Genomic DNA, 26,620 nt, shown 5'->3' with positions numbered 1-26,620 from the left:
AAAAAAGATTCCGGATAATAAAAATGAGAAGTCACAAACTTTAACTGTAGACAAGAAGGCATAAATTTTATTTGAGGATTTTATCTGAGGAGCTGGCAACCGCAAAAAGGATTCACAGTCCCAGTACCTCATAAAGCAACTTCATAGCTTTTTTCTCATTTTCTCCCCCACATTTGGAAGCCAGTGATTCATAGTGACGGATTAGCTCAAGATATTTTTCTTCTCCTGTAAGCTGGTAGCGGGTCGCATGGACAGTAGCCTCAAGCACTGCGTTGAATCCCCTGTTAGGTACGGGCAGGCATTTCCAGTTAGCTTCATTGAAACCTGCTTTTACAGGAATAAGGTCGGCCACAAGAGCATGATCTGTATCATTAAGATCAGTACATTCGAAAACGACCCAGGCTAAAGCTGTTTTCAGGATAGGAATACTGATCCCGTGGACAGACACGTGGTCAAATTCAGATGGCTCAAGATCGAAAAAAGTTGAACGCACAAAAAGTAAGGGATCGTACACTATGTTTGCGGCAAGGTGCTTTTCTTTAGAAACATTTTCCCAGGTGTGGGTACCTTTGAAAAGCCGGACAAAAGTCCTTCCGTTTTTTACGATTATTCCGATGGGGGCAGCATTGGGGGATTCCAGACCGGTGCTAATAATTGTTTCGGAAATGCCTTCTTTGATCCCAAAGGAATATAAATCGACAGAGTCAACAGATGAAGATTCGCTTCTTTTTTTTCTGCGTTCAGTAAAAAATCCGGTCAAAAGCGCAGGCCCCCCAGAAGGGCAATAAAAAGCCCGGCTATAATGATATCGGCTGTTGAACCCGGGTTGATTCTTTTATTGAGAAGTTCGGAGTCAAACTCCTGTACAGCAGGGAGCAGAGCTGCAAAGTCTCTGGTGGTATTACCTGAAGCTTCAGCATTACCTGAAGCCTCCTCCCAGGCCGAGAGAATCTCGCCTGCCCTGAATGAAACATAATCCGCAGTATCTTTATCGAATTTGGTCTCAATGAAAGTATCCCTGTGCCGGGACAGCAGTTTCAGGAAGGTATATACTATAGCTTCGTTGATACCTGTGCCTGAACAGTTCGAAACTGAATTCTCGGCTCCAGGATTTTGAGCCTGCATGAAATCAGTTATGCTTTTTGCTCCCTCAAGGCAGCGTCCGAAGCCCGTAACCCATTCATTTGCAATCAGGTCATATCCCCTGGCGATATCCATAAGCTCGTAAAGGGTGACTTCCTGGGCCTTTAATTCAGATGTTGACTCCGGGTCTCCAAGGCTGAACTCATCCACACTGTTAACTCTGACCCCTGCAACTTCAAAAGCTCTGTAGAACTCGACAGCGTCCTCACTATCTGTTGCCTGAACAAATGCATGTGCATGTGCAGCAAGGACTTCGAATTCGTCTGGTAAGAGCTTAGGGGTTTTTTCGCAGGAATTCCAGAGTTTGCCTGCAGCCATTGAAAGAGGGATAAGTAGCAGAAAGGCGCCGAAATGAGTATTCCCTCCTTTTTGCCAGGCAGAACTTTCGCAAACAGCACTTCTGATAAGTGCACCTATACCATTCCTGCTTCTTGCAGCCAGTTCGAGAACAGGGTAAACACTTACCGAAGACGCTACAAAATGCTCAAAGCAGGTATCCGGATAGTTATGCTCCCTATCGACGTTTCCTGGCTTTGGAGAGGCTGATACCTCAAGTAGCATAGCTAGCTGGGCACAACGGGCAATAAGATTTGAAATATGTGTGTTTTCTGCCAGTCCAGGTATCTGGCAGGTAAAACCAGTATTAATGGGATTCATTTACCGGAATTCTGGCATGATCCAGTACGTAATCTGCCAGTTGCTTTTTAAGCTTCATGTATTCTGAATCAGAGAGCCCAATTGTGTTTAACACTCCGTCTCTGATCCAGCAGGGTTTGGTGATTTTACAACACCATACAAGGCTTCCAAAGCACGTGTCCTCTCCGTATTCAAGCATTGTGCCTTTCGCAAAGTCAAACTTTGTCCTGGCAAACTCCTCTGCCGTATATCCCAGTTTTTGGAACTTTTCATGTACAGGACAGGGTTTTACAGGCAGGCAGCAGAAAGCCAGTCCCCTGAAGTCCCCTTCGCTGCAAACGTGCTTAGGAGCATTATACCAGCCTATTGACTGCTGGTAAGAGGTAACGTTTTCCACCAGTTCCTGTATAAGTCCGGAATTTTCAAGGACTCCCCTGGCAGCGGAGACCATATCGGCTCCTCGGGTAAACATCTCCTTTGCTGCCTCAAAGTCCTTGACCGAATTGTTTCCGATAAGGAAGAGCCTTGTAGCGTCCCTGTAATTAAGGATTGCATCAAGGTCGGTACCGAAACCTTCCATTTCGGCATCAACGTGTATGATATCCGCACCTGCCTTATCGATAATCCTTGCAAGTTCGATATCATTAACCACGTTTGCCCTTACTTTTACTGAAAGCACAACTCCGGTTTCTTTTATTGCCTTGATCCACGCCGAAAGCCTTGGAATGTCGTGGAGAAGAGCTTCTCCCAGTCCGGCTTCGAGCATTTCGGGCTGTCTGCAGTGAGCGTTTAACTCAAGGATTGCTCCTTCTTCTTTGACAATTTTTGCAGCTTCAATGAGGGGTTCAAGTGTAGTACTCCTGACATTTACAGCTACGGCACTTCCGGACGTTACTGCTCGGATTTCCTTTTTTATAAGCTCCATAGGTTCATCGGAAATGAACTCTTTTCTACCCCGGGCTACGAGGGCTGAAGCAACAGCTATTGAAGCCTTATCAAGGTTAAAGGCTCCAAGAATTACCAGCCCGGCATTGCTTGCATACTGGTTGGCAAAAGCACTATCGACAGTTCCTGCCATAGGCGCCAGTGCAATAGGGTTTTTAAAACGAACATATCCAATATGCAAATCGAACAAACAATCACTCATGTTTTACCTCTTAAAAATAAGCCTGCAAACTGAAAAGAATTATAGCTACTGCCCGATATTAAATTACCGATAAGCTTTTTTCGGACAAGTCTTGAAGATGGAAAAAGTCTATCCATTACTTACGAATTATAATGCATATATATTAATATTTGGACGCACTCTAAACACACAAAATTTATATAAACTATGAGGAAAGGGCATACCTGTAACCGCCCGGAGAAAGAAAATAAATGTCGTAATATTAAATAAAAGTATTTTTCAGCTCAGGCATCCCAAAAATATATATAATTAGAAAAATATATGGAGGTCACTAAAAGATAATATGCGAGAGAGGCTGGACGGCTGACGGGCCTTTGGGTCTGAGGAAAGTCTCCCCACCGCTCCGGATACACGAATATCTGTAAAGGATGTCGGGCGAGAGCCCGGGCCCTGGCACAGAAACGAGAACCATCCCCTGAAAGTGCGATGATGCGGAAGCTGAGGTCTCAGGGTAAATGGATGAAACGGCGAATCCTCGTGGGTGCAAGTTGGAAATCGGGAAAAAGAGAATTCCGGACTCTCCCGGTTGTTTTTGGAAACGCATAGCCGAATGCCGTCACTGCAAGAGTCATCAGGACCATTTTCTCCACTGATGGGTGGCAGGAAATCTTTGCAGGAACAGAAGGGAGCTTACGTGCCTCACTCGCATAAACTTACTTTTCTCTATTTTTTTCTACTCGTTTTTTCTTTATCCGGTTTATTTATTTGTTTTACCGTGATTTTTCATTTATTTATTCGCTCTTCTGTTACTCCAATTTCCTTTATTTGCCTCTATTTTATTAAATCAATCCTTATCGTTTCCTTCCAGTGTAAGAGACTTTATTCTGGATACAGGCTCAGTCAGGCAGAAGTTCAGCAGTAACCAGCGGACGTAGTCTTTATGATTCCTGTTTGTTATCACTTCATCCAGATATTTTTCAAGGATCTCCCCGTTGCTAACAGCCAGTTTGAAAGAAGTTTCAGGAAAACGATGCAGTATTTTCTTCAATTTAAGTGAACTGGCAAGATAATTCCCGAATTCCAGCCTGCAGGCGGATTCATAGGCTTTAAGGCTACTTAACTTCTGGCTGTACATCACAAGATCTGCAATAGTCTCCGCAGCAAGCTGTCCTGACCTGATAGCGTATGAAATACCTTCTCCAGTAAAAGCATCTACAAATCCGGCAGCATCCCCGCTCAAAAGCAGCCTTGAATTGAGGATTTTTCTTTTTATCCCGCCTGTGGGGATAATATGGGAACGAACCGGAAAGTCCCCTGATAAGCCATTTTCCTCCAGGAAATCCAGCAGTATTTTTTTCGGATGCTCAAGATATTGAGCTGTCCCTGCAATTCCTGCAGAATAATATCCGGCATGGGGAAAGATCCAGCCATAACCTCCCTGCGCGATCCCAAAATGAATGTTTATAGTGCCTGGAAACCTGTTATTTATTATTTCATCGTCATCAGGGATTTCCGACACCAGGCCCAGTTCATATTCTATTTTTGTATCTCTCGACCTTACCTTGTATTTAAGGACTCCACCGGAACCTTCTGAAATAAGAACGAACCTCCCAAGATAGGTATTATACGTGGTTCTGACTTCAACGCAATCTTCTTTTTCAATCAAATCAAGAACCTTTTCTTTGGTATGGATCTCAATTCCAGTCTCCCTGGCCTTTTCAAGCAAAAAATTATCAAAGACTTTTCTGGAAACCAGCATGGCCAGGTTATTTTCTTTTATTCCTTCAATAAATTGGTCCCTGAAATAAACTCTCACCTTTGGGATATTTCTCTCGATTATGGACTCAGGCAGCTTGAAATCCAGGCAAGATAAACAATAAGAAGAAAGAGCCCCTCCACAGGGTTATACCTCGGAAAATTTTCTTTTTCAATTAGAAGGGTTGAAAGGCCCCTTTTCCCAGCTGTCTGTCCTGCCGATGCTCCTGAAGGTCCTCCCCCTACTATGATCAGATCATACATGCTAAGACACCCGCTTATGGAATAAGTGCAGCTATATACAGATAAGAATAATCTGCCCTTAAAATATATTAAGGCTGGAGCGATAAAAAGACCGCAGAAAGAACAAAATCTGAAAAAGTTATCTTATCTGTTACCTGAGTTTGAAATTCAGGAGGGACCAACGCAAGTAGTCCTTATAATCAATCGTGAAATCCACAACTTCAAGATATTTATCCAGAATTTCGCTATTGTTTATAAACATTTTAAAAGACCTTTCTGGGAAACGATGGATTAACCTGGAAAAAATAAGGGAATATTTAAGATGAGTTCCGAATTCTGCCTTACAAACAGATTCGTATTTATGAAGGTCTTTTATTTTTCCTCTCTGCTGATAAACCTCGGCAATCACATTGGCAGCAAACTGCCCTGAGCGAATGGCATAGGCTAATCCTTCACCTGAAAAAGCGTCTACAAATCCAGCAGCGTCTCCAATGAGAATAACTCTGGAACCGGTAATTTTCCTTTTAATACCACCCAGGGGGATTTTATGTCCAGACAATTTGTAATCCCCGGTAAAGCCATTATCCTTCAGGAAATTAATCATTGTAGCTTTCGGATGAGGAAAATTTTTGGCAACCCCGAAAATTCCGACGGAATAATATGTTTTATGAGGAAAAATCCAACCATATCCACCACTAGCAACCCCTAACTGCAGTTCAACGGTTTTTCCCAGGTACTCTTCAATATCTCTTTCTTCAGCAGGGATTTCTGCAACTAATGATATCCCGTATTCCTCCCTGGTATCTGCAGGCCTGACACAGGTTTTAAGGAGCCCATGCGCTCCTTCTGCAACAATAGCAAATTTTGCCTGATAAGTTTGTTCTTTTGTAATTACTTCCACAAACTCAGTTTTTTCCTTACAGCTCAGAACCTTTTCTCCTGTATGGACTTCAATTCCGGTTTCTTTTGCCTTTTTGAGCAAGAAGTTATCAAAAACAGCTCGAGAAACCAGCGAAGATATATTGTGGTCCTTGTGCACTTCAATTGTCTTATCTTTGAAAACACCCCTCACCCCAGTGACTTCCCACTCGATGACATCACGAGGAAGCTCAAAGTCAAGATAAGAAATAGCATGAGCTGAAAGTCCTCCTCCACAGGGTTTGTATCTGGGAAATTCGTCTTTCTCAAGCAATAACGTGTTTAAGCCAAGCTTTCCTGCTCTCCTACCAGCCGAGGCTCCTGAAGGTCCTCCTCCAATTATTATTAGATCATACATATCCAAACACCTTCGAAATTACCTGAGTTTAAAATTCAGGAGTGCCCAGCGCAGGTAATCCTTATAATCAATCTTGAAATCCATAACCTCAAGATACTTATCCAGGATTTCTCTATTGTCTATAAACATTTTGAAAGATCTTTCTGGGAAACTATGGATTAATTTGGACAAAATAAGGGAATATTTAAGATGAGTCCCGAACTCAGCCCGGCAGAGAGCCTGATATTCGTTCAAATCTTTCAGATTTTTGCCTTGCAGACAAATTCCTGCAATTACCTCAGCCGCTAACTGTCCTGAACGAATCGCATAGGAAAGCCCCTCACCTGAAGACGCGTCTACAAATCCGGCAGCATCTCCGCTTAGAAGAACCCTTGAACCCACCACTTTGCGCTTAAGCCCTCCCCAGGGGATCTTGTGTCCGTGAAGTTTATAATCCCCGGAAAATCCATTTTTCTTAAGGAACTCAAGCATGGATTCTTTAGGATGCGAGAAGTCTTTGACAACTCCGCCGATTCCAACAGAATAATAGGTTTTGTGAGGGAAAATCCAGCCGTATCCACCTCTTGCAACCCCTAAATGAAGTTCTAAGGTTTTTCCCAGGCGTTCTTCAATTTCTCTTTCTTCAGCAGGGATTTCAGTAACAAGGCAAATTCCATATTCGTCTTTATTATCCGTGGGGCGCACACAGGTTTTGATGAGTCCCTGGGCACCTTCTGAAATTATCGCAAACTTTGCCTGGTATGTCTTCTCCCTGGTATCCACTTCAATAAAGTCGGACATTTCTCTGCAAGACAGAGCTTTTTCCCCGGTATGGACTTCAATTCCTGTTTCTTTTGCTTTTTCAAGAAGGAAAGTGTCAAATGTGTTCCTGGATACTAGCGCAAATACCCGATGGCCTTTGTGTACGTTTACTGATTGATCCTTGAAAATAACCTTTGCCCCTGTAACTTCCCATTCAATAATATCCTCAGGAAGTTCAAAATCGAGATAAGACATAGCATGCTCTGAGAGCCCGCCTCCGCAGGGTTTGTATCTGGGAAAATTTTCTTTCTCAAGCAGCAGTGTCTTTAGTCCAAGTTTTCCTGCTCTTCTTCCGGCCGAAGATCCAGAAGGACCACCTCCAATAATGATTACGTCATACATGAAAAACACCAGACGGTTATATTACTCTGTCATGAAAAACACCAGACGGTTATATTACTCTGTCATGAAAAACACCAGATGGCTATATTACTCTGTCATGAAAAACACCAGACGGCTATACTACTCTGTCACGCAACAGGATAATTATTCTGTAATTTTTGCCATTATACGGGATTCAATATTAATTATTCGATAAAAATTGATTTTATTGTTTACATTTAGCTATATATATTTGATAAACTAGTGCATCGATTCCAAAGTATGTCCAAAATGAATTTTTTGAAAACCACGGAAAGCACGGAAGACACGGAAATAAGTAGTAAAGATGTGTTTCTTCCGTGCTTTCCGTGTTTTCCGTGGTTGTAATATCCAGATAGAATCACTCTGCGACCGTCTGCGTTTTCCGTGTTACAAAATTCCATGTGACTTTAAAATAATATTTGTGTCATAAACTATGTTTATTTTCTTATTATGTATATATTTGAGAATCGATATACTAGAAAATTCATCAACTACTGTCTTTTTACGACTTGCTATTGCTCAAAGCAATGAGGTCTCGAAAATATTTAAAGATATAAATAATTAATATACTATATATAAATTAAATATGGAAACTTCCCAAATAATAAGTTATGAAACTTACATCTGAGAACTACTCTGTGCTTATTCCTCTGTAATGGGGAATCAGTGAAAATCATTAGTCTTATTTGATGTGACAGTTTCATCGTTTTAAATTTATTTATAATACTTGTTATTAGAAATATGGGATTTATTCAGTAGTAAGCTTGATAATATAACATGGATTTTCGAAAATGATTGATCAAACGTAAAGCCTCTGGAAGCAGATTCATACAGAATACCTCCAAGTAAATAAGACATCAAAAGATTAAATGAGAGAGGTAGATGGCTGTAAAAAAATTTTCCTATATGATATGCTAACTTCAAACCTCGAATAATTTCTTTTTGATATCTTCTTTGTAGTGTTCGATACTCAAAAATTCCCGACTTAATACTTGAAGAAATCACCTCAGCAGCAATGATGCCACTTTTTACTGCATAATAAATACCCTCTCCGGTACAATATTCTCCAAAGCCTGCAGCATCTCCGACTAGAATACATGGAAAATCGGGTTGTTTATAGTAGATTCCATAATAAGGAATAATATGCCCTTTAAGTTCTTTAGATTCGGGTACCAACCCAAGACTCTCAATATAATCAAAAAGATATTTTTGGATATCTTTCATTTTTCTATTTGTTGTATAGGCTCCAATACAAGCATATTGGTCTTTAGGGAAAATCCACAGATAACCATTTGGAATCGTTCCGAAATCGAAAGTCATATTAAATTTACCAATATTATCCTTGCTTAAAGGGCAATTAATTTCGATTGCAAAACCGTAAAGATCTTTTTCAACAATGTTAAATGTTCTATTAACAATACTGTTAGTACCATCAGCCCCAATCAAATAATTACATTGGAAAAACTGCTCCTCTGTTTTGACACTGAATTCCCCATCCTTCCAAACAACTTCAGTGACCTTCGTTCCATCAAGAAACGTTGCTCCCGAATCAACAGCCTTTTTAATAAGGAAGTTATCAAATTCTTTTCTCTCAACCATTTTAGTAAGTGTTTTATTACCTGAAATATTATGAAATATCTTGTTTTTGTATGAGGCTACAACATTGTTTGTACTGTATTTTACTTCCTTTGAAATCGAAAAATCAAAAGATTTGAATGTTTTTACAGTTAAGCCCCCTGCACAGGGTTTATAACGTGGGAAAGGATATCGGTCAATAACAAGTACATTAATTTTAGATCTAGCTAACATATATGCTGCAGACGACCCTGCAGGTCCTGCTCCAATAATAATCACATCATATTTTTTCATATAAATCATTATAAAAGTGGAAGTTTGAATATAATAGTTATCAATCTTACAAAGATTTTACTAAAAATGCGAATAGTCTCTAACTGTGTAAAGTTAGTTGTTAATAAGAGCTTAAAGTGTACTTTTTTCAGATAGATTTACAGTGCTTTATTTGAGGCTGACCTTGAAAAACTGATTGTGTCTGAGAACAACAATCAGGCCAAAAAATGACGAAGAGAATTACAAGGAGATAAAAAGAAGATACAGCCTAGATTCGGCAGGTAAACATATAAGTTAATATAATTAATTTTCATATTTCTTTTCTTGATCTTCCATGGCAGATAAAAACAACAGTAGAAGAGTTGAATCCTCAATAAAACGTACAAGCTTCTTAGGTCACCTTGGTCTTATTGCTGGAGTTTTCCAAGAGCTTGAAGTTGACAAATTGATCGATGAGAAACTTCCTAAAGAACGAGATCACAAGGTTCCTCACTCCGTCTGTATCCTTGCCATGGTACTCAATGGTCTTGGTTTCATAGGGCAACGTCTGTACCTTTTTCCTGATTATTTCAGGACTATTTCTATAGGAAGACTTTTTGGAGACAGCGTCACACGAGAAGACCTGAATCAATATGCTATTGGAGAAACTCTTGACAGAATCGTAAAGTATGGTCCTACAAAACTGTTTACTGAAATCACTCTTCACATTATGAATCGTCTACCTATTCCTGTCCATTGTTTACACGCTGACACTACAAGTGTCAGCGTTTATGGGGATTATGAAGACGAAGAAACTGAGTATATTGATATTACTTTTGGAATACCCAAAAACGGAAGATGGGACCTCAAACAATTTGTTTTGAGCTTGATTGTTAATCAGCATGGAATACCACTTTTCATGAACACCCATTCAGGGAATGCTTCAGACAAAAGCACAATTCTGGAAGCAATCAAGTCTCTCAAATCAGCTTTAAGACCTGAAAGCAAAGTGTACTATGTAGCTGATAGTTCTTTTTACACTGATAATAATATCAAGAACATAGGAAAGTCATTCTGGATCAGTCGTGTTCCTGCAACAATTACTGAGGCAAAGGAACTGCTAAATGCAAATCTAAACCTGAAAACGTTGAAAAGCGACGAAAGATACTCATTTTATCAAACCTTTGTGGATTATGGTGGAGTTAAACAAAAGTGGGTTTTGTTACTCTCTCATAAAATGAAAGAAAAAAAAGAGGTAACTCTCAGAAGGAAGCTTGAAAAAGAGCTTGAAAAAGCAGAAAAGTCGCTTAAAAAACTGGCAGGAGATGACTTTTTCTGTGAAGAAGATGCATTAAAAGCAGCAGAAAAATGGATTGCAGATTTCCCTTCCGTTCTTTTTGAAAAAGTAGATTTGAAAACCATTAAAAAACGCGAAGCAGGTAAAAAAGGCAGACCTTTAAAAAATGAAAAATTAAAGACATATTATAAGATTGATGGGGTTATAAAGGTTAATGATGCTTTTGTTTTAAAAGAAATGGAAAAAATGGGACTTTTCATTCTTGCAAGTAATGATATCAGTCTTTCTCCTGAAGAGATGCTGAAGTATTACAAAGGACAGGATAAAGTAGAAAAAGGATTCAGATTTTTGAAAAGTGATGCCTTTAGCATATCGAAGGTTTATCTCAAGAATAAATCAAGAATTGAAGCGTTGACAATGATAATGGTTCTCTGCTTAATGATTTATTCTATTGCAGAATGGAAATTAAGGACAAAGTTAGAAGAAGAAAATGAAACGGTTCCAGATCAAAAAGGGAAACCAACAAAAAGACCAACAATGAGATGGATATTTTTCAAGTTTCAGGGAATTACAGAACTTATAACGCAGAAAAAAGGGAAAACAAAGTCAGAAATACTGAATATGGAAGAAATTCACTGGAAAATATTGAGTCTCATGGGAGAGAAATATGAAAATATATATCTATAGTTGCGTTAACCTGCCGAATCTAGGATACAGGATATCGAGCAAATTTTTGATAAAATTGGGCGCACTGTCTTTTTACAGAGCTGAATATTTGAATTAGATTTTCTTTTTACAGAGCTGAATATTTGAATTAGATTTTCTTTTTATCAAAACGTTTGAGCGTTTCAATTACTTTATCATAGTCCACTATCGTATTATAACAACCATCGTTCAACAGAGGGACGCCATAAGTCACAACTTTTTTCCCATTTAAAGCGCACATTCCTTTGTTTATTTCATAATTACATGCAATTCCAAGTAGACCATCGGCAGGTTTATTTTTAAGGATGTTTCCGATAGCTGAAGAGCCGGTGGTAATATATAAGTCGTATCCATATTTTACGGCATCTTTTCTCAGTTGAGATACAATGCACTTCCCGCAGTCCCGGCATTGAATTCCAAAAATTGTTGACGGCGCAGGGCAATCTAATGAACGCACGCAGTGCGGAACAATAATTATGCGATTTTTGGTTTTTGAGAAATCTGATGCATTAGCTATGTTTTTCAAAGATACTATCCATTTGTCCAGAATTCGTGGATCCGAAAACTTACAGAAGAAATATTTTATAGGTAAATAAAAAAAATCAAGTACATTTGAAAAGAAACCTGCAAGCCATACGTTTCTTTTCAGGCTGATTCGACTCACCAGGAGAGCAGATATCGAGATCAAAACCGAAAAAATTATGGTAAAAAACAGAGCTTTTCCTATAAAACTATACATCGCACATCTCCATTTTTCTGATAATTTCTTCCACGTCAGCTTTGGTATTGAAACAACCATCCCGAAGGAGAAGAACACCCTGCACAGGGATAAAAGATACTTCCTGCATATCTTCTGCAAGCTCATTGTAACAGGCCACACCAAGGCAAGATTGGGGCCTGTACTCCTTGAAGATCTTTTTGACAAAGCTGCTCCCAGGGATTATAAAAACCTTGAAATTGTACATATCTGCAGCTTCATATATCTTTGAAATGTCACATTTTCCGCATCGTTTGCACTCATAACCATGGATTGGGTCACACCTTGCCCTGCATTCCGGGTGTCTCATACATTGAGGAAGGAACACAACCCTGTTCTCTTTTGTGTGAACAAAGCGATCCAACATTATGGCGTTTCTTAAATCAATAAGAATATCATCTACGAGATTTTCCCGTATTTTAAAAAATCTGCACAATAATTTAGAAGGGGAATAAAAAAGATAAAGTGTAAACAGCACGAACCCCGGAAAAATTATTCTGCGTTTTTTAAAGGAATATGCCCCTATGAGCAGGGCGATCCCTGTTCCTGCGAGAGCAAAAAGAACCAGATATATGAATATTTTTCCAAGAAATTCGTAAGGAATATACATGTTCAAGGGGAGGTAAGTATCGATATTTAAGTTTTGCTATATACCAATAAAAAGAGATAAAGAAAAGAGAATAAAGAAAGCTGGAAATCCAGCCTTCCTCTTCACGCTTATGAGGTGCTAAGGCCAAGAGCCTCTGCAACCAGCTCGATGATGTCTTCTACAACAATATCAGATTTGAGGGCGTCACGACCATCCGAGAGGTTCCTCTTACAGAAGGGGCACGCACTCGAGAGGATATCTGCATTGGTTTCAAGAGCATCCTTAACTCTGGCTTCTCCCATTGCCACAGCAAGGTCAGGAATTCCTGCTTTTACACCACCGCCAGCTCCACAGCAGCGCTGGAATTCCTTTGACCTGTCCATTTCAACGAACTTAACACCAGGAATATGGGAAAGCACATATCTGGGAGCATTAAAGACTCCAACGTGGCGGCCAAGGTGGCAGGGGTCGTGATAGGTAATCGTCTTGTTGATAGGCTTTTCCCATTTAATCTTGTCCTCTTTTATAAGGTCTGCAAGGAACTGTGTAATGTGAATAACCTCAAAAGGCAGTTCTTTGCCAAGAAGCCTGGGCCAGTCGATCTTTGCAGCACGGAAACAGCCTGCACACGCAAACAAAACCTTTTTAGCACCTTTTTTCTGGAGTGACTCCACATTGTGTTTTGCAAGTTCACGGGCAACATTGTTGACATGCACCTGGCCTGTCCTGATAAGGGCTGAGCCGCAACACCATTCCTCTTCACCAAGCATGGTAAACTTAATGCCCAGCTTGTTGAGCACACGTGATGTTGCAAAGGCCAGAGCGAGCTGATTGTACCCTGCAGTACAGCCAGTGAAATAGACAATTTCTGCTTTGTTTTCTATTTTCACGTCTGGGGGAACCCAGGCAAGTCTGTCTTTCTGGTCCTTCATATAAGGGTTATGGTACTGACCAACAAGTTTTGGGAACGCATTCTGCTTCCCATAAGGACCTATACCTTTCTTTACAAGATTTGTCCTTATGGCTTCCCAGAGTTCCACAGTGTTAATACCTGCTTCACAAACTGTTGCACAGACACCGCATGTCGTACAGCCATGGACATCATCTTTAAATTCTTCAAGTTCTGACTGAGGAACTTCCTGTGGACCAAAGATTTTTGCTTTGATTCCATAGGATTTGTTCATGTACTGCCTCCAGCGCAGGATCTTGTCTCTTGGAGCTAATCCTGGTTTCCCGCCGGAAGCGGCATAAGTCGGACACCATTTTACACACTCACCACAGCGAACGCATGCATCAAGTTCCATGAGCTGGACTGCGGTAAGATTCTTCGTATCGATTGAAGGAGTACGTTTTGCCATCTTTTTATTCGCCTCCTTTGTTTGCAAGAAGTGCAAGCGGTATGGCGATTACATGAATATATTTACTGTATGGTATAAATGCAATACAGAAGAGCAGGGAAAATATGGAATGGAATAGAGCGGCCGGTGGTGCTGCTGCGGGGTCAAGCCCAAAGCTCCAAATTAAGCCTGTTCGAATTCCATCGGCGAGGAAACCGGAAATAGTAACTATGAAAATTACTCCGATTAAGACCCAATCATACATAATTGAAGCTTCCCTGACTTCAGAGACAAACAGTCTTCTTACTATTGCTATAAGGACTCCGATAAGTAGAATATACCCGAAGACATAGTTCGGAATGGAGAGCCACTCTCTAAACACGTCAGGAGTGAACGGGAGTTCAATTCCGATCTTTTCGGTAATTTCAACTGTAAACATGAGTCCGGATAGGGCAAAGAGGGTCATCCAACCCCCAAAAATACATAGATGCATAATCCAGCGGAAAGGACTTCTCTTGAGAATTCTTCTCTGGAAGACAATATCAAGTATAAGAATCTCCAGAATAGGCGTTCCGTGATGATGAGATTCTTCTGTTACCTGTTTCCACCAGGTTTTTAAGAATGTGATTGCACTTCCTTTTTTTCCTTCCTGAGGCTCAAGAGCATAACCTGTGACTCCTGTTCCCCATTTTTGGAAGGCGACAATCAGACCGTATATGAAAATAACAAAGGCTAATGTAGCCATTATCATTACCTGGACAAACGTCAGCCTTAGTGCATCCGAGAGCCCAGAAAAATAAAGCATTTCCTCAATGATAATTTATTCCTCCTATGTATGGACCAAAAACTGGGAATTAATACTGCTTTTACAATTGTCATGTTACAGAACATCAATGATAGTAAAGACAGAATGATAGCCGTAGCGACTGTCTACATAAGGTTTGTATAGTCTGTTAGTGTTTGTATCTATTATATTTAAACATTATCTTTATTAATCAACAGATTAAAAAGCCCACTGAGTCGCAAAAATGAGTTGAGTGAAAGTAATCAAACGGGAAAGTAAAAAGTGAAAGTATAATATATTATAGTTAAATTATAAAACAAATAGTATACAAAACATTCGTAGAATTCTTTTGGACGGTAAAGTAAGAAATTAAGCGACAAAAAAGTAAAAAGTAAAAGTGCAGAAAAAAGAAAGTAAATAAAGTAAGGAAAGTAAGGAAAGTAAAGTATAATCCTTTTCAAAAATCCTTTTCAAAAAACTGCTTGCCCGCAACCCTTTTTAAAAAAAATGTTGATCGAAAACCCGCGAAACATTTGAGTTTGGTTGCCTTATCCCCGAACCCTATCGGCGTGATAAACCGGCGCAACGGTTTGTGATCAAACAGCGCGACAGTTGCGGGTCAACGGTTCTGTCCCAACCATTTTCAAAAAGTGCTTGTCGAAAAATATTGGTTTATGTAAAAAGCGCCTCTCAAAACGCACATGAAATTCTCTAATCACAGGCACAAAGAAATGAAAGTACTTGGAAGAACTTTCATGCCAAATTAAGAAGGCTTTTTACAACCCCACTTCTTCTTTGAATTTCTCAAGCCCGATCTCGTCAATAACTTCTCCGATTCTTCTTGGCTTGGGGTATTTTTTATAAAAGTTAATTATTTTTTCAACAAGATCCAGAGCCTGCTCTTCGGTGAGGTCTTTTGCCACTACGCTACCAAGTCTCGGACGTGGCCCTGCACTGCCCCCGACGGATAAAGTAAAGCCTTTTGCTGTGCCCATTAGCCCTATATCCTTTATAATGGGTTCGGAACACGAATTATGGCAGCCAGAAACCCCAATTTTTAATTTGGAAGGAAGCTGCATCCCGTGGTATTTTTCATCAAGTTTTAATCCAAGACCGACTGAGTCCTGTTTGCCTCTCTTGCAAAATGTAGTTCCAGGGCAAATTTTAACGCTGCGGACACAGAGTCCTATAGCAGCTCCGGGTTTTAGATTCAGTTCTCCCCATGCTGCATCCAGATCTTCTTCTTTTAACCCTACAATTGCAATCCTCTGGGCCGAGGTAATCTTAAGGGCTGCAGCTCCATACTTTTCTGCAATGTCAGCTATTTTTCTAAGAGTTTCCGGGTATACGATTCCTCCGGGAATATGTGGAGCAATTGCATATGTTTCTCCATCTCTTTGCAGAATTGCAGCTTTTTCGGGAAGATCTCCTTTCACATACTCATGACTTACCATATATTATACACTCCTCCAACTTCACTGATTCATTCATATTTTACTTGGATTGTTTAGTTTGATCTTTACTTCAAATTTGTTCGATTGTATTTATTTTCAAAATTTGTTTAATTCGATGTCTGTTTCACAATTTTATTGCTACTTGCCTGAGGTTTTGATAGAATTATTTGACCTAATTGACCTGAGACCGGTGTCGAAACTCGGAAGCAAAAGCTAAATTCATAGATCAGAGCCGATCAATTACTGAATCAATTGGCAGACATAGCAAGTCCTGATTCAGCTCCCCCTGAAATTAGACCCCCATACAGAAGGTGAAGAATCCGATATTCCCCCATTTTTCTGGACTAAATATGTTAGAATCCAGGAACATATTTAAGACCCAGAGGTAATATTACTCAAAATAATATAAAACTTCATGTATATTGCCGAAAATATAAAAACAGTATGTCTGGCGTAATTCAGCTTTTCATAGCTCTACAGAACTTTATATAATTCACAAAATTGGAATAAAATCTTAAAATCTTGGACGAATTAACCAACCTGATGACGACAAGCAGAGTAATTAGCGATAAAAAATAGTTAGCAGTTAAAAATACCAGTTCAATAACTTAAAATATGGAAAAAGGATCAAAGGATCCTATTTTCTTATTGCTGTTTTCTCATTGCTGTTTTCTCATTCTTTCCAGAAATCCATTAAGCCCTGCTTTATGCCTGGCTTCGTCCAGAGATGCCTTTTCAAAGAAAAGGGCAGCTTTTGTATTGCCTTCCTTCCTGGCTAATTCTGCAGCTTCAGCTTTCTCAATTTCGGCTTTACTCTCCCCGTCAAACATCATTTCCAGATTTTCAAGAGTTGTTTCTTTTACAAGTCCCAGGATTTCAGCTACCTCGGTAGCGTGCCAGGCTTCGTCCATGGCGATCTGGCGTAGGTAAACCGCGACATCCGGAAATCCTTCCCGCTCAGCAACCTTTGACATTGCGAGATACCAGCCAACTTCAGTAGTCTCTCCTTTAAATGTGTTTTTTAGAATTTCTTCAAGAGTCATTGAATCACCATTTCTTTTTAAAAATAACCATTTTTATAGTTTAGACATAGAGCAGTCTTTGAATTTAAGGTTTAGCCACAGTTGATGTCAATACCAGAATGGACCCGGTGATTTGATCTTTCGATCTTATCTTCCGATCTCGTCTTTCGATCTCGTCTTTTGATCTCGTCTTTCGATCTCGTCTTTCGGTCTCATCAGTGAACTTAAGGCTAATCGAACTTAAGACTAATATATTTAGGATTAACGTGAGGAAAGATAATATTTCTGAATTCAAACAGTGAAGAAACTACAAAGAAGGAAGAAACAAAAAAGCAAGAGCTAAAACAGGAAAGGACTGAAATAGAAAAAAGAAATGACAATAAAAACGAAATAACCACAATGAGACCGAAAAACAATAAAACAGAAGATAATAAAACCAAAATATAATAAGGCCAAAGCACACCATATGAAACCGAAACACACGGAAAATAATCTGCATGAAAATATATATTGATGAGAAAAATGTACAGGGTGTGAAAACGCAATGCAGAATGTGTGTGACTGTCTGTGTGGAAGATGTAATCACACTTGAAAACTGACTTTAAAAAAGGATTGAGAAATTTGTCACTTAAGATTCGTGTAGTACTTGTAGAGCCCATGTATCAGGGAAATGTCGGATCTGTTGCAAGAGCAATGAAGAACTTTGGATATAGTGACTTGGTGCTTGTAAATCCCTGTAAACTCGAAGGAGAAGCAAGAGCCATGTCATCGCATGCAAGAGATGTCCTTGAAGGAGCAAGAATTGTCTCAACGCTTGAAGAGGCTGTGAAAGGCGCAAACCTGAGGATAGGAACTACAGGGGTAGCAAGCCTGAAAACCGGGGAACACATCCGTCTTCCACTCTATACTTCCAGAGAGCTCAAAGAGAGGCTGAAAGATTGCAGCGGCACGATTGCAATTCTTTTCGGGCGCGAAGACACAGGGTTCCGGAACGATGAGCTAAAAAGTTTTGATATGCTTTTTACGATTCCAACTTCTGAAATATATCCGATTATGAATCTATCACATGCCGTTGCAGTGGTGCTTTACGAACTCTCGGAGCTGGAAGGAGGTAACAGTCCGCTTGCTGATGGGTTTGATCTCCAGCTTTTATACGAGCATATGGAAAAACTGCTGGAGGAAATCGATTATCCCCCTCATAAAAAAGACAAAACTTTTTTGATGTTGCGGAGAATATTCGGAAGGGCAGGGTTAACCCCCAGGGAAGTTCAAACTTTAAGGGGCATAATAAGAAAAACCGAAAGAAAAATGGGATACGAATTAAACGAGCCTGAGGGCCAGGAAACAGAAGCTTCGGCCAGCATAGAAAAGTTCATATGAGAATAAACCCTGTTTTTACATCAGAATTTGTGATACATATTATTACTTTTTTTCATCCTTTTTTAGACAGAAAACCGTAACGACAAATAAAAATTTTGCTTAAAGCCAGATTGAGAATGATATGACCGAAACAGAAAGCAAGTGGGATGAAAAGCTAAAGAGGTTTTTTAAAGACTACTACTGGAATGAAATCCTCCAGCTTGCAAACGAATATCCGGATCAGCGAAGCCTTAGCGTAGATTTTACGGATATAGAGAAGTTTGACAGAGAGCTTTCAAAAGAGTTTCTTGACCATCCAGAAGAACTTATAAAGGCAGCTGAAGTTGCCCTGAAAGAAATTGACCTTCCTGTAGAAAAAAGCCTGGAAGAGGCTCACGTAAGGGTAATAAGAATCCCAAACCGAATACCTATAAGAGAGTTAAGAAGCAAGCACCTCGCGCGCTTTATTGCAATTGAGGGTATGATAAGGAAAGCAACCGAGGTGAGGCCAAGAATTACTAAAGCTGCTTTTGAGTGCCTCAGGTGTGGATATATTACTTTTGTGGACCAAAACAGCTTCAGATTCGAGGAGCCCTTCGCAGGTTGTGAAGGCGAGAGTTGTGGAAAGAAAGGGCCCTTTAAGATAAGGATAGAAGAGTCTACCTTTATCGATGCGCAGAAACTGCAGATCCAGGAATCACCCGAAAACCTGAAAGGAGGTTCACAGCCCCAGAGCCTTGAGGTGGACTCTGAAGATGACCTGACAGGAAATGTCACCCCCGGAGACAGGGTTATAATTAACGGAATTCTGAAATCAAGGCAGCGCACTCTGAAAGATGGGAAATCTACCTTTTATGACCTTGTGCTTGAAGCAAATTCCATAGAGCAACTGGATAAGGATTACGACGAACTTGAAATAACTACTGAAGACGAAGAAGAGATCCTTGAACTTTCCCGTGATCCTGAAATATATGGCAAAATTGTTAGTTCTGTTGCGCCTTCTATCTACGGCTACGAGGACATAAAAGAAGCTCTTGCCCTTCAATTGTTTTCTGGAGTTGTGAAAAACCTTCCTGACGGTTCCAGAATAAGAGGCGATATACATATTATGCTTGTAGGAGACCCTGGAATTGCAAAATCCCAGCTCCTGCGCTATGTTGTCAAACTCTCCCCGAGAGGCGTTTTTACTTCAGGGAGAAGTGCATCAGCAAGCGGTTTAACTGCGGCTGCCGTAAAAGATGACCTCAATGACGGTAGATGGACAATAGAAGGAGGTGCCCTTGTTATGGCTGATATGGGGATTGCTGCGGTTGATGAAATGGACAAAATGAAAACTGAGGATAAAAGTGCCCTGCACGAGGCAATGGAACAGCAAACCATAAGTATTGCCAAAGCGGGAATTATTGCTACGCTTAAGTCCCGCTGTGCTCTCCTGGGGGCTGCAAATCCAAAATACGGACGTTTTGACCGGTATGAAGGCCTTGCAGAACAAATAAACATGCCTCCTGCATTGCTTTCCCGTTTTGATCTTATCTTTGTTTTGCTCGATACTCCTGACCATACCCTCGACACCAAAATTGCGAACCATATCCTGCAGTCTCACTATGCAGGAGAACTCTTCGAGCAGCGGGAAAACCTTCCTGGATCCCCTATTACGGAAGATATTGTCGAAGCCGAAATGGAAGTAATCGAACCTGTCATACAGCCTGAAATCATGAGAAAATACGTTGCATATTCCCGGAAAAATGTGTTTCCTGTAATGGAGGAGGATGCAAGAGCTCATCTCATAAATTTCTATACGGATCTCAGAAAAACCGGAGAGAGCAAAAACACCCCTGTGCCCGTAACTGCGAGGCAACTTGAAGCGCTTGTCCGCCTCTCGGAAGCAAGTGCAAGAATCCGCCTGAGCAATACAGTCACGCTTGAAGATGCAAAAAGAACTATCAAAATTGTGATGAATTGCCTGAAAAACGTAGGTGTTGACCCCGAAACCGGAGCCCTTGATGCAGATATACTTGCATCTGGTACAAGCATGAGCCAGAGAAACAAGATAAAAATCCTGAGAGATATAATTAAGAAGGTAAGTGAGAAGCATCCGGGAGCTAAAGCTCCTCTCGAAGAGGTTTATGCTATAGCTGAAAACGAACACGGAATAAACAGGGTTCATGCTGAAGAGAATATTAAGAAAATGAAGCAAAGAGGAGACTTGCTTTCTCCGGATCAGAACCATATAAGGCTTGTTTAAGTTTAAGGTTTGTTTAAGTTTAAGGTTTGTTTAAGTTTAAGGTTTGTTTAAGTTTAAGGTTTGTTTAAGTTTAAGGTTTGTTTAAGTTTAAGGTTTGTTTAAGTTTAAGGTTTGTTTAAACTGAAAGAAGCAAAGCGCTGAAAGTTCCAGAATCTGTTTTTCGGATCCTTGGAACGCGAAAAAAACCTACATAACACATACATAGCAATTATATGAGGACGGTTAAACTGTAAATACTAAAAGGGCAATACTATTTAAAAGGGAGAGTATGTATATAAAGATCTATAAAAATGGGGAGCATGTGCTTGTTGCAGCCTGCGATAAGGAAGTGCTCGGAAAGACCCTGAAACACGGCAGTACTGTAGTCGAGATCAGCAGGGCTTTTTATGAAGGGGAACACGTTCCCGAAGAAGAACTCAAGAAAGCCCTTGAAGAAGCTACGACTGCAAATATCTTTGGAGAAAAAACAATCAAATTTGGTATTAAATGCGGGTTAATTGATCCGGATTCAGTAATAATAATTGACGGCGTACCTCACGCCCAGATCTTCAGGGTTTAATGCAGTTGTGAATTAATCCCTTGAGAGGCTGAGTCAGTGAAAGCCAAACCACTGGTTTTCAGGGCTGATTATATACCGGAATAGATAACATATGTATAAACTAAAATGCAGATTGTGATACAGTGACTGAGAACATTGACGAAGCCGGAATCAGAGTGCTGGTAGAAGAGGAGCTGATCTCCGCAGTTGTGGAAAAACACAGACGGTTTCTGGAAGAATATAAAAAAGAATTTGGAGAGCTGGACAGCAGGCTGAGCCAGGTCGAAGAAAATGTAAAAAACGTAAAGAATTTCAGAATCCAGATGGAGGAGAGAAAAGAAGTCCTCAAGGAGAAACGCCAGCAGTTTTACCATCAGACCGAAGCACTCCTTGAAAAAGAAATATTTCCTAAGCTGGACCCGATTACTGCAAACAAACTTAAGGAAGAGTTTAAAAGAATCAAAGGGCAGATCGAACCTGAAGAGGAGCAGAGACTTAAAGACTCATTTATGGAAAAACTGCGTGAAACTATTCAGGCAGCCGGACCTGGAGAAAATGTTCTCTCGCTAGTGGGTTCCAGAATGGATGAAGCCAGGAATTCAAATCTTGAATTTAAAGAAATAATAAAGTCTGAAAAACAGCTTGCAGAGGATGATGGCAGTAAAGGTGAAGATATTTCTAAAGGTAAATCCCAGCATAAATGGCTCAGTACCAAGATAAAGAACCACGAAGAAGCTCTAAATTACTGGGAAAAGTTGAAAATATAACCCTTTTTCAAAAACACGCGGGTGATAGTACATGACCAACGACGTTTCAAGCACAGAAATTGCAACGGCCGACCTTTCAAACCTTAGCGAACGGGAGCTGAAGGGCAAGGTAAACGAGCTCAGGAGCAAGATAGAGAAAAGCGAAAGGCAGTTGGCATCGATTTTTAAGGAACTGAAGATTAACAGGACCGATATCGACGAGCTGAAAGAAAAGAGAGACTCTCTGAACCATCAGGTTAAGGAAAAGGTTGCAAAAGCACAGGAACTAAGAGACAAGCGGGACGAGATTAACAAAGAAATCGGTGAGTATAAGGGAAGAAGAAGTGACGTGAACTCAAAGACGCAAGAACTGTTTTCAGGAATTGCGGGACTCAAGGAACAGCGGGACGAATACAATAAATGTTCCCACGGAAGTGTGGACTCCCTTACAAAGGCTTATGAAGCCGAAATTGACGCTTTTATTAATAAAGAACTGCCTCTTGCAGTGGAAATTAAAATCTTCCAGAAGCTGAACGATCTCAATAAACGTCTGCAAGCTGCAAAGAAGGCAAATGAACTGCACGCGCAAATCCAGGAAAGTTATAAAGAGTCAAAAGGAATCCATAAGAGGGGAGACGAACTCCACGAAAAGATCCAGGCACTCTCAGACGGATCTCAGGCCTGCCACCTGGAAATGCTCGAAAATTTCAAGTCTGCAGACGAAATCCGAAAAGAAGCAAATACATATCATGCCCAGCTTACGGATAAAATCACAAACATAAACTCCATTAAAGAAAAAATTGACCCGCTTAAGAATGGTATTGCTAATAACCGGAAGGAACTTTCCTTATATCTGGACAGGTTAAAAGACCTGCAGCTTACGAAAGAAGAAACTAAAGTAAACCAAAAACACAGTGATGCCCGCGAAAAGCTTCAGAAAAACGCTCGTTTGAGCCTTGAAGATCTTAAACTCCTTATCGAAAAAGGGGATGTTAAATTCTCCAACGAGTAAGTTGGAAGGCTCTTCGATGTTTTATATGGATATCCTCATAATGCGCTCATAAAAACAATGCGGTCTTGAACTGAAAATCGTCTTATCCATAGGAAATGGCGAAGAGCCACTTGAAAACTCAGGAAGCCGGAGACCGAAACTGGTGTCATGGCAACTTAATTATGATACGTTGATACATAGACAACGCCCCGTCCGTAGTTCTTTTCTTAATTATAATGATTCATAACTAAGGATTATAATGATTCATAACTAAGGATTATAATGATTCATAACTAAGGATTATAATGATTCATAACTAAGGATTATAATGATTCATAACTAAGGAACGATTTTTCCATTGTATCGTTAAAAATTTTATTTTTTCTTCCCTTTTCCTGCAAAGAAACCTGTTACCAGAAGCACGGCTCCAAGCCCAAGAAGGAAGAGGGGCATATCAAAGCCCTCAGCGTGAGTTTCCAGTTCAGGGGCAGCGGAAGAGGATGTATTATTCGAAGCATTGTCAAAAGATTCGGTTGGCGTTTGAGGCACAGGAAGCCTGGGGTCAAGATACTGGTATACAGGTGAAAACTTCACAAGCACTCCATCTGCTCCTTCGTATATCGTATCCACAGTAAGATTAAGGATTTCCGTAGAGTTATAAGAATACACAAATTGAGAGCCTTCAGTAACAATACTATCCTGAAGGGAAACTCCGTTTCTGCTAAGTTCAATCCAGACTCTTTTGCCTTCGGTATCCGTACCTTTTATGTAAAGCTGATAATCCTGTAAAAAGTTGTGGGAGTAACCTGACCTGATATAAATTTCCTCTCCATTGATAGCAATAATAGAAAGGCTGTCTTTATCAGCAGGAATAATGGAAAGTTTTTCTTCATCTGCAGGAATAATGGAAAGTTTTTCTTTATCGGTGGCAGCTAAAGCAGGTGATATCGAGTAAAAGACTGAGAAGCACAAGGAAATTAGGAAAAAAAAGAAAAATACAGAAACAAGGTTTGTCTTCTTAATTTCCTTTCTTCTTTGTTTATTTGGAACGCGCATAAATGCATCTGCCTGCAATAATTTCTTCTTTGGTATCGTCGGCTTTTCTTATTACGAGAGCTCCGTCTGGGGTTATTCCTACAGCTTTGCCTTCTATAATTCGTGAGGGTGTCGTGACTTTTACCTCTCTTCCTATGGTATCGGAGAGGGCAAGCCAGTCATTAAGAATGTGCGAGAAAGGCTGGGTCTTGAAGAGTATATACTGTTGCTCAAGCTCAAAAAGGAAATCTTGAAGGAACGAGACCCTTTTTATATGGCTTCCAAGCTCGGCTTTCAAAGTTGTGGAACCCGCACGGAACGATTCAGGGATATCTTTCAAATCCATGTTTACATTAATCCCTATTCCCAGCACAACATAATCTACTCTATCCACTTCGGCCTTTGCCTCGGTAAGAATCCCACAAACCTTTTTTCCATTAATTCGGACATCATTTGGCCATTTAATGCGAGCATCAAGGCCCATATTGCGAATAACGTTTGCAACTGCAAGCCCTGCAACCAGAGTAAGCCTTGAGGCATGCCTCAGAGGGATCCCGGGTTTCAGGATCACGGACATCCAGATCCCACCATGAGGGGAGACCCATTCCCTGCCCAGACGGCCCCGGCCTCCTTTCTGCACTTCGGCAATAACAAGCGTACCTTCTTCTTCCGATGCCGCGATGTCTTTTGCAGTACTATTTGTAGAAGTTACCTCTTCGTAATAATGGATTTTTTTCCCTAGAAGAGTAGTTTTGAGACCCATCTGGATTTCTTCCGGGTACAGGAGTTGAGGTACGGATTTCAGGACATATCCCCTTTTCGGAGATGATTCTATCTCATAACCATCAGCCTGAAGGGACTTGATATATTTCCAGACCATTGTCCTCGAGATCCCCAACTTGAGCCCCAATTCCTCGCCGGAAACAGGACCTTTCTGTGCATCTTTAAGTGCCTTGATAATTCGAGATCTTTTATCTCCCATCCTCGTACCCCATACAAATGTATGCGTTCAACCGTATATATTTTTTTAGCTTAAATTGTTTCATGTCAAACTGACCTGAATCCTGTTCCTGTTTCTCAGGAGGACACATGTCACCGCTGTGTTTTCTGGGCCATGCTCACATAGGCGTGCACGGCAGCTGTAATGGCCGCAACTTTTTTGTCTTTTGCTTCAAGAGCCGAAGCCAGAGTAGCCCCTTTTTCAGCATCTGCTTTGACAACCTCTTCGACGGCTTCCATAATATTATTATCTTCGATAAAGGCCGTTGTCAGGTCGCCCCTGCGGAAGACCGGGTTACGCATGACTGCTTTATGGAAGGGTATATTGGTTTTTACTCCAACGACCACATACTCGTAAAGAGCTCTTTCCATCCTGGCAATCGCTGCATCCCTTGTCTTTGCCCAGACGCAGAGTTTCGAAATCATTGAATCGTAGTAAGGAGAAATGGTGTAACCTGTATGTACTCCACTGTCCACCCTGACTCCAGGCCCGCCTGCTGACCGGTATCCACGGATCTTTCCGGGAGAAGGAGCAAAATCATTTAACGGATCTTCCGCATTGATCCTGCACTCAATAGAATGCCCGTTAATAATGATATCTTCCTGATTAAATTCAAGCTTTTCTCCCCAGGCTATCCTGAGCTGCTCTCTTACAATATCGACACCTGTGACCATCTCAGTTATCCCGTGTTCGACCTGCAAGCGAGTATTGACTTCAAGGAAATAGAAGTTGCCCTTTGAATAAAGAAACTCCACTGTCCCTGCATTTACGTAACCAATCGTCTTTGCTACCCTGACTGCGGCTTCTCCCATCTGGGCCCGGAGTTCAGGAGTCATAATAGGTGAAGGAGCTTCTTCAATAAGTTTCTGATGCCTTCTCTGGATGGAACATTCCCTATCTGAGAGGTAAATCGTGTTTCCATACCCGTCTGCCATAATCTGGATCTCTATGTGCCTGGGTTCTTCCACATATTTTTCAATGAAAACCGAAGAGTCCCCAAAAGCTGAGCCAGCCATTTGCCTGGTAGAACTTAGTGAAGCGGCAAGTTCGTCGCTGGAATTAACCACTTTCATCCCAATTCCGCCGCCGCCTGCCGAAGCTTTAATCAAAACAGGATAGCCGATCTCTTCTGCAATTTTTACAGCCTCGACCGGGTCTTCAACTGCATCTTTCGTCCCGGGCACAACCGGAACACCAGCCTTCATCATAAGATTTCTGGCCCTTATCTTGCTTCCCATCTCGGCAATCACATGGCTTGGAGGGCCTATGAAAACAATTCCTTCTTCCTCACAGCGTTTTGCAAAGACCGGGTTTTCGGAGAGGAAACCATAGCCCGGATGAATTGCTTCAGCTCCTGTGTTTTTTGCAACTGCAAGGATAGCTTCCATATTCAGATAGCTCTGGCTGGAAGGGGCCGGGCCTATCAGGTAGGCCTCGTCTGCATATTTGGCAAAAAGGGCATTTTTATCAGCTTCCGAGCAGACCGCAACCGTGGAAATCCCAAGTTCACGGCAGGCACGCATAACCCTGATTGCAATCTCACCGCGATTTGCAATGAGTACTTTTTTGAACATAATGCCTTCCACCTCGT

Annotated in this window: 23 protein-coding genes and 1 other RNA gene; 7 read left to right on the top strand and 17 right to left on the bottom strand. The window is 40.8% G+C overall.

What is annotated here, in order from left to right:
- Nucleotides 1-112: 112 nt before the first annotated feature.
- From MSVAZ_RS14755 to MSVAZ_RS14745, 3 genes are read right to left on the bottom strand one after another with little or no spacing between them, the layout of a single operon-like run.
- Nucleotides 113-760, bottom strand: a complete 648-nt coding sequence (locus MSVAZ_RS14755; protein WP_048122185.1) for a DUF447 domain-containing protein — start codon at nucleotides 758-760, stop codon at nucleotides 113-115.
- Nucleotides 757-1,800 carry a triphosphoribosyl-dephospho-CoA synthase gene (locus tag MSVAZ_RS14750; protein WP_048122183.1) on the bottom strand — a complete coding sequence of 348 codons (1,044 nt, stop codon included), beginning with the start codon at nucleotides 1,798-1,800 and terminating at the stop codon, nucleotides 757-759. Before MSVAZ_RS14750 ends, MSVAZ_RS14755 begins: the two co-directional genes overlap by 4 nt.
- A complete protein-coding gene (locus tag MSVAZ_RS14745; protein ID WP_048122180.1) occupies nucleotides 1,787-2,926 on the bottom strand; it encodes a methanogenesis marker 9 domain-containing protein in 1,140 nt (379 codons plus the stop codon). The genes MSVAZ_RS14750 and MSVAZ_RS14745 overlap by 14 nt, the downstream gene beginning before the upstream one ends.
- Before the next feature lie 326 nt (nucleotides 2,927-3,252).
- Between MSVAZ_RS14745 and rnpB the strand changes: the two genes are divergently transcribed.
- Nucleotides 3,253-3,610: RNase P RNA component (gene rnpB, locus MSVAZ_RS19065), an RNA gene on the top strand.
- A 139-nt stretch (nucleotides 3,611-3,749) separates the two neighbouring features.
- On the opposite strand, the gene MSVAZ_RS14740 is transcribed toward rnpB, so the two are convergent.
- The 5 genes from MSVAZ_RS14740 to MSVAZ_RS14725 all read right to left on the bottom strand — a co-directional run bounded on the left by MSVAZ_RS14740 (nucleotide 3,750) and on the right by MSVAZ_RS14725 (nucleotide 9,221).
- A complete protein-coding gene (locus MSVAZ_RS14740; protein ID WP_332310053.1) occupies nucleotides 3,750-4,757 on the bottom strand; it encodes a geranylgeranyl reductase family protein in 1,008 nt (335 codons plus the stop codon).
- Nucleotides 4,742-4,924 (bottom strand): FAD-dependent oxidoreductase, encoded by a 183-nt coding sequence (locus tag MSVAZ_RS21370; RefSeq protein ID WP_232316118.1) that lies wholly within the window; start codon nucleotides 4,922-4,924, stop codon nucleotides 4,742-4,744. The genes MSVAZ_RS14740 and MSVAZ_RS21370 overlap by 16 nt, the downstream gene beginning before the upstream one ends.
- 130 nt (nucleotides 4,925-5,054) lie before the next feature.
- The gene (locus MSVAZ_RS14735) at nucleotides 5,055-6,179 is read right to left on the bottom strand and encodes a geranylgeranyl reductase family protein (RefSeq protein ID WP_048122178.1); all 1,125 of its coding nucleotides are present in this window, start codon (nucleotides 6,177-6,179) and stop codon (nucleotides 5,055-5,057) included.
- An 18-nt stretch (nucleotides 6,180-6,197) separates the two neighbouring features.
- Nucleotides 6,198-7,322 carry a geranylgeranyl reductase family protein gene (locus MSVAZ_RS14730; protein WP_048122176.1) on the bottom strand — a complete coding sequence of 375 codons (1,125 nt, stop codon included), beginning with the start codon at nucleotides 7,320-7,322 and terminating at the stop codon, nucleotides 6,198-6,200.
- Nucleotides 7,323-8,057: 735 nt separating this feature from the next.
- Nucleotides 8,058-9,221: a geranylgeranyl reductase family protein gene (locus tag MSVAZ_RS14725; protein ID WP_048122174.1), complete on the bottom strand. Its 1,164-nt coding sequence runs from the start codon at nucleotides 9,219-9,221 to the stop codon at nucleotides 8,058-8,060.
- 304 nt (nucleotides 9,222-9,525) lie between these two features.
- On the opposite strand from MSVAZ_RS14725, the gene MSVAZ_RS14720 reads away from it, so the two are divergent.
- The gene (locus MSVAZ_RS14720) at nucleotides 9,526-11,154 is read left to right on the top strand and encodes an IS1634 family transposase (RefSeq protein WP_048122172.1); all 1,629 of its coding nucleotides are present in this window, start codon (nucleotides 9,526-9,528) and stop codon (nucleotides 11,152-11,154) included.
- A 127-nt stretch (nucleotides 11,155-11,281) separates the two neighbouring features.
- Here MSVAZ_RS14720 and MSVAZ_RS14715 read toward each other — a convergent pair whose 3' ends face one another.
- From MSVAZ_RS14715 to MSVAZ_RS14690, 6 genes are all read right to left on the bottom strand, one after another.
- Nucleotides 11,282-11,911 carry a DUF116 domain-containing protein gene (locus MSVAZ_RS14715; protein WP_048122169.1) on the bottom strand — a complete coding sequence of 210 codons (630 nt, stop codon included), beginning with the start codon at nucleotides 11,909-11,911 and terminating at the stop codon, nucleotides 11,282-11,284.
- Entirely contained in the window at nucleotides 11,904-12,539 is a 636-nt protein-coding gene (locus MSVAZ_RS14710) for a DUF116 domain-containing protein (protein WP_048122167.1), read from the bottom strand. Before MSVAZ_RS14710 ends, MSVAZ_RS14715 begins: the two co-directional genes overlap by 8 nt.
- Nucleotides 12,540-12,646: 107 nt before the next feature.
- Nucleotides 12,647-13,876, bottom strand: coding sequence for a dihydromethanophenazine:CoB--CoM heterodisulfide reductase subunit HdrD (gene hdrD, locus MSVAZ_RS14705; RefSeq protein ID WP_048122165.1), 1,230 nt, complete (start codon nucleotides 13,874-13,876; stop codon nucleotides 12,647-12,649).
- Between the two features lie 4 nt (nucleotides 13,877-13,880).
- Entirely contained in the window at nucleotides 13,881-14,660 is a 780-nt protein-coding gene (gene hdrE / locus MSVAZ_RS14700; RefSeq protein ID WP_048122162.1) for a dihydromethanophenazine:CoB--CoM heterodisulfide reductase subunit HdrE, read from the bottom strand.
- Nucleotides 14,661-15,415: 755 nt separating this feature from the next.
- A complete protein-coding gene (locus tag MSVAZ_RS14695; RefSeq protein ID WP_048122160.1) occupies nucleotides 15,416-16,093 on the bottom strand; it encodes a nitrite/sulfite reductase domain-containing protein in 678 nt (225 codons plus the stop codon).
- A 659-nt stretch (nucleotides 16,094-16,752) separates the two neighbouring features.
- Complete coding sequence (locus MSVAZ_RS14690) at nucleotides 16,753-17,136, bottom strand: ferritin-like domain-containing protein (RefSeq protein WP_048122158.1); 384 nt, start codon at nucleotides 17,134-17,136, stop codon at nucleotides 16,753-16,755.
- Nucleotides 17,137-17,736: 600 nt separating this feature from the next.
- Between MSVAZ_RS14690 and MSVAZ_RS14685 the strand changes: the two genes are divergently transcribed.
- From MSVAZ_RS14685 to MSVAZ_RS14665, 5 genes are all read left to right on the top strand, one after another.
- Complete coding sequence (locus MSVAZ_RS14685) at nucleotides 17,737-18,495, top strand: RNA methyltransferase (protein ID WP_048124142.1); 759 nt, start codon at nucleotides 17,737-17,739, stop codon at nucleotides 18,493-18,495.
- A 121-nt stretch (nucleotides 18,496-18,616) separates the two neighbouring features.
- Nucleotides 18,617-20,719: a minichromosome maintenance protein MCM gene (locus MSVAZ_RS14680; protein WP_048122155.1), complete on the top strand. Its 2,103-nt coding sequence runs from the start codon at nucleotides 18,617-18,619 to the stop codon at nucleotides 20,717-20,719.
- Between the two features lie 268 nt (nucleotides 20,720-20,987).
- Entirely contained in the window at nucleotides 20,988-21,278 is a 291-nt protein-coding gene (locus MSVAZ_RS14675; RefSeq protein ID WP_048122153.1) for a DUF424 domain-containing protein, read from the top strand.
- Nucleotides 21,279-21,400: 122 nt separating this feature from the next.
- Nucleotides 21,401-22,024, top strand: a complete 624-nt coding sequence (locus tag MSVAZ_RS14670; RefSeq protein ID WP_048122151.1) for a hypothetical protein — start codon at nucleotides 21,401-21,403, stop codon at nucleotides 22,022-22,024.
- Between the two features lie 31 nt (nucleotides 22,025-22,055).
- Nucleotides 22,056-23,015, top strand: coding sequence for a coiled-coil protein (locus MSVAZ_RS14665; RefSeq protein ID WP_048122149.1), 960 nt, complete (start codon nucleotides 22,056-22,058; stop codon nucleotides 23,013-23,015).
- A 354-nt stretch (nucleotides 23,016-23,369) separates the two neighbouring features.
- Here MSVAZ_RS14665 and MSVAZ_RS14660 read toward each other — a convergent pair whose 3' ends face one another.
- The 3 genes from MSVAZ_RS14660 to MSVAZ_RS14650 form a co-directional block, all read right to left on the bottom strand.
- The gene (locus MSVAZ_RS14660) at nucleotides 23,370-24,050 is read right to left on the bottom strand and encodes an S-layer protein domain-containing protein (protein WP_048122146.1); all 681 of its coding nucleotides are present in this window, start codon (nucleotides 24,048-24,050) and stop codon (nucleotides 23,370-23,372) included.
- On the bottom strand, nucleotides 24,034-25,011 hold the full coding sequence (locus MSVAZ_RS14655; RefSeq protein ID WP_048122144.1) for a biotin--[acetyl-CoA-carboxylase] ligase: 978 nt from the start codon (nucleotides 25,009-25,011) through the stop codon (nucleotides 24,034-24,036). Before MSVAZ_RS14655 ends, MSVAZ_RS14660 begins: the two co-directional genes overlap by 17 nt.
- A 110-nt stretch (nucleotides 25,012-25,121) precedes the next feature.
- Complete coding sequence (locus MSVAZ_RS14650) at nucleotides 25,122-26,603, bottom strand: acetyl-CoA carboxylase biotin carboxylase subunit (RefSeq protein WP_048122142.1); 1,482 nt, start codon at nucleotides 26,601-26,603, stop codon at nucleotides 25,122-25,124.
- Nucleotides 26,604-26,620 lie beyond the last annotated feature (17 nt).

Source organism: Methanosarcina vacuolata Z-761, assembly GCF_000969905.1.
Classification (GTDB): Archaea; Halobacteriota; Methanosarcinia; order Methanosarcinales; family Methanosarcinaceae; genus Methanosarcina; species Methanosarcina vacuolata.
Note: the sequence above shows the minus strand (reverse complement) of the source record. Positions and strands in the feature narration are given on the sequence as shown.